At 72.1% G+C, this 820-nt stretch carries 1 protein-coding gene; it reads right to left on the bottom strand.

Translation table 11 applies throughout. The features are described 5' to 3' along the window. Nucleotides 1–186 precede the first annotated feature (186 nt). The coding region (locus tag ACY45C_RS15090) for an alkaline phosphatase D family protein (protein ID WP_462188231.1) at nt 187–820 on the bottom strand (634 nt) is incomplete at its 5' end.

The following is an 820-nucleotide window of genomic DNA, read 5'->3' as shown; positions in this document are numbered from 1 at the left end:
TTCGGTGGCATCGCCGGCTTCCACCACCTGTTCGTCCGGGTCAGCCGGACCATCAGCTGACCGCAGACACGGATCCGGGTCCGTAGCCGGAGTCGGCTACGGACCCGGGCCGGTTGATGTCCTCCCGGGGTGGCTGGGGTGACGACGGCCAGCCGGCCCGAGCAGATTGCCCGGGGCTGCGGCCGGTCAGGCGGCGGCGAGCGTGGTCGACCAGAACACCGCACCGCCGGAGTCCCGCAGCTCCACGGTGAGCCCGCCACCGGGATCGAGGTGCACGCGGCCGAAGAACTGCAGACCGGCCGAGGGCGGCAGGTTGGACTGACCCGCCGGAGGGGCCTTCACGAAAACAGCCTCGGGGCCGAAGGTGGGGTCGAGCGTGTTCGGGCCGAACGTTCCGGCGTTCAACGGCCCGGAGACGAACTCCCAGAACGGGGCGAAATCGGTGAAGGCGGCCCGGTCCGGGTGGTAGTGGTGCGCCGCCGTGTAATGGACGTCAGCAGTCACCCAGACCACATTGCGGACCCGGTGCCGGCGGAGGCCGGCGAGGAGGTCCGCGATTTCCACCTCGCGCCCCAGGGGGGCACCCGGCCGGCCCTGCCCCACCGCCTCCACGCCGCTCGGGTTGTCCGGCACCAGCAGCCCGAGCGGGAGATCGGCGGCGACCACCTTCCAGGTGGCGCGGCTGGCGGCGAGCCCGGCCAGCAGCCACTCGCTCTGGTGGCGGCCGAGGATCGCCACGCCGGCGGGATCCTCCTGGCCGTCGGGATTCGGGTTCTTGAACGAGCGCAGGTCCAGAACGAAGACGTCGAGCAGCGGGCCA

This window comes from Frankia sp. CcWB2, from assembly GCF_977927585.1.
This window is presented reverse-complemented; position numbering and strand designations above follow the sequence as displayed.